This window comes from Edaphobacter sp., from assembly GCF_035532915.1.
GTDB lineage: Bacteria > Acidobacteriota > Terriglobia > Terriglobales > Acidobacteriaceae > Edaphobacter.
In genome coordinates this window covers 1-3,379 of the sequence record NZ_DATKQC010000026.1, presented here as the reverse complement: position 1 = coordinate 3,379, position 3,379 = coordinate 1, and the positions used below count along the sequence as shown (strand labels likewise).

Below are 3,379 nucleotides of genomic sequence, written 5' to 3'. Positions count from 1 at the left end.
CAATAATCGTTCCTCCTCGTGTGTTTTTTCCGAGAAGCGAGCCGCAGAGCGCAACTAATACCGGTAGGCCCAACCCGCCACCACTCTTGTCTGCATCCATAGCACGAGATTGGATCGAGAATTCATGTTCGCGTGGATCGCGATCTCCAACTAACTCTTTCGCTCGCTGGTAAAGGTTCTGCTCGCCCACCTTCACGCTTTCTCTGAAGGCTTGGGGCGTGGGCTGATTCAATATCCTCACACCGCCTCCAGCGCCAGAAGTGACTTCAATTCGGTATAAGCCTGGTCCCGACTCCGGCGTTCCCATGCTCGAAGCCCAAACCTGGCCTGGCGGCAGAGGATCGCTTTCAATCGCCTCATCACTGTGTAACTCGGGAGTCGAGACAAATTGCTCCAATCCCTCTAGTCCCATCGTGTAACTGAAGTGGGTGTTCCGAAACTCGCTCTTGAAACAGCGCTTTTGTTGTTCCTTTATGCGTCTGCGCGATTCGAGCGCGAGTCTGACGATCCACTCAAGATCCTCATCTGCGACTGGCATATCCGGCTTGGGAAAAAGCAGCTTCACCAATCCGCTGACCGTCTTCGTTACGGCTTCGATATCCCTACCACTAAGAGCTCCTCCCAGGTAGACTCGCCCCTGGAGTACGGTGCCACGATTCTGAGAGCGAAGCTTTGACCAGCACTCGCTCAAGAAGTCACTCACCATTCCGAAGTGATCGGTGAGATGTTCAGCCGGGCTCACCTTCGGGAAGTCCCAACCCGACCCAAATGCGTGCAGACGATCCATAAAGGCGGTATCGTTTCGCATCTCGGGCGGTAGCGGGCTGAGCAGATGTCCGACCCGCTGCTGTTGCTCTACGTCAACGTCGAAATTGCCAACCATGACAATGCCGCCCTCGGCCCGAATGTTCTCTTTTCCTCGGCTGAACTGACCCGATGCCATGTAGCCCTTCATGATGTTCACGCCGTCTTTCTGATCGAATGAAACTCCGGAAACTTCGTCGAAGCAAACAACGTCATATTGGCAAACGAGACCGCGCTGTCCACTGGCATTGTTGACGAACATCTTAGCTACAGTCGCTTTACCACCGGAGATCAGATGGGCGTAAGGAGAGATTTGCTGGAACAGATGACTCTTGCCGGTTCCCCGTGGACCTAGTTCAACGAAGTTGTAGTTCCGTTCGACGAATGGCACCATGCGCAGAATTGCCAAACGTTTCGCTCGTTCATCGAGGACCGCGGGTTCCAAGCCGATTGATCGAATGAGAAGGGCCTTCCATTCTTCGGTCGTAAACTTCTCGCGCCCGGCTGCAAGAACGTCGAGCACATCCGATTTCGACATCTGGATCGGACGCAGGCTGTCGATTCGAAACGGTCGTCCATTGTTTTCCTGGGCCACAATGCCATCGTAGGAGAGGTTCACCTCGGCGTAGAAACCATCGGTAAGCATACGTTCGTTATCGCGAACCAGCTCATCCCCTATCCGAATATCGCGAAGCGCCAAGCTCGGCAGTTCCGCAATGTAGCAATCGTTCTTTGTATCCAGGCGCGCCTTGACGATATCGATGATTCGAATGGCGCCCTGTTCCTTTGCGCGCGCCTTGAAAAGCTCTTCTTCGCCCGTGCGGACGGTTCGATCCTGAAGCTGCTTCTCAACAATTGTGAGACCTTCATTGATCTCTTTCTCGTCGGTACTTGCACAATAGCGACCCAGCAAGAATTCCACTACGTAGGTCGGCACGGGATATTGGCGCGAATACTTTCTAACCAGATCCTTGCGCACTAAATAGCCGTCATATGCAGACGCAGCCAAGCGGTCGAGCGCATCCATCTCTAAAATCATGATTTCTCTCCCACTGATGTCGTTTTCTGGCTGAGAATTGCACCGCCAGCATCCAGCAGCACGACCATTGCCGCCGATCCTTCATGCTTATCATCCGCGACAACAAGATTCACTTCACCGCCACTACCAACTTCCTTGACGCCTACCACGATGCTCGATCCAGCTTGTTTCCAGTTCGTACGGAGATCCACTCGCACGGCGGGATCGTTCGACTCGACCTTTACCTTGCAGCGCATCCCTCGCCAGTCAACCGAAATGATCGATGCGGAAACGGCCTTCACGCCTTGAGTCACTACTATCTCGGGTACAACGCACTCCTGGAGGCTCACGCCACCATGCGAATACTTGTCGCCGGCCCGGAAGCTGGCAATGCCAGGCGGTGAAGCAATTCGTATGTCGTGGTTCCAGTGCCAGGGATATGACGGAACGTCGGCGTTACCCTTCACAAGAGCGCATCGGGACCACTTGGTCTCTGCTAGGAAGGCTGGCAACGCTACTTTGGGCAGCCCGTCCGGCATCAGCAACCAACCGTGATCCGTTACCACTCTGACCTGTTTCCATCCCGCATCCAAGAACTGCAACACCCGGTCAGCGGCATTCATCACCTCAGTTTTCACTCTGGCAGGCAGATCATCTGGATGAGCGTGTCCGTAGGCATCAATCTGGCCGAACTCTGCCCATCCGCCATGTTCGGCCCCACTTGGGAAGAGCGTTTCTCCCTGTTCCAAAACCTCCACACCTTCTTTGGCAATGGCATCTCGCAAGACTGGCGCTATCGCCGGCTTTATTCCCAAGAATGGCGCGAAATCATCTCCCGTCTCACCATGAAGCGTCCCCTTGATTTTCATGATCGCCGGCTTTGCGGTGGCAGTGACCGTGGGAAGGGTGGAAAGCCTAAATCCCACCTTCGCAATGACGCCGCGTAGCTCCAGCTCTGCCGCCAAGGCCGCGCCAACGTCAAATCGGAGCCCATCGACAAATAGAACGCATACATCTCGCTCGCCCACAATCGGCAACGAACCCAATTTCCCGGCCTTCTGAACCAGTTCCTGAAAGTGACGCGTCGATGCATCGAGCCACGGCTCATACAATGCCCGGACGGCACGCTTCATGATCTCCGCATCGGATGTTGTTTCGCGGAATCGCGACAACGCATCAAGTGCAGCTTGATCACATCGATATCCATCAGCGGAATAGGCCGCGGCGGCTGCGTCGATCGTTGTGCCTCCAATGGGCGACTTGCTCAATTTGGCTAGCACTACTAGCGGTTCGAGAGCCTGCGCCCAAGGACTTTGACCAGATCGAGCCCAAACCCAGGAACGTCTTTCTTTGTGCTGAGTCTCAAGCGCCATCACCTTTGCGGTGACTGTAGCCTGGTCGAGTCCCGCCACTCCTTGTCATCGCTCATCTGAAAGCGTCGTTTTCTGAACAATTGCCGGTATAGAGCAGCTTGATATCATCCGCGCCGCAGGCGCAATCATCGGTCGTTCATCGCCTGGAAGGCCGGACGTTGTAAGTTGTTTCCGGGAGAAGGCG

General features: G+C 54.9%; 2 protein-coding genes. Both read right to left on the bottom strand.

Annotated features, from left to right (window positions below):
• The coding region (brxL, locus tag VMU57_RS01055; RefSeq protein ID WP_325379898.1) for a BREX system Lon protease-like protein BrxL at positions 1 to 1,843 on the bottom strand (1,843 nt) is incomplete at its 3' end.
• The gene (gene pglZ, locus VMU57_RS01050) at positions 1,840 to 3,234 is read right to left on the bottom strand and encodes a BREX-1 system phosphatase PglZ type B (RefSeq protein WP_325379896.1); all 1,395 of its coding nucleotides are present in this window, start codon (positions 3,232 to 3,234) and stop codon (positions 1,840 to 1,842) included. The genes brxL and pglZ, both read right to left, overlap by 4 nt.
• Between the last annotated feature and the right edge of the window lie 145 nt (positions 3,235 to 3,379).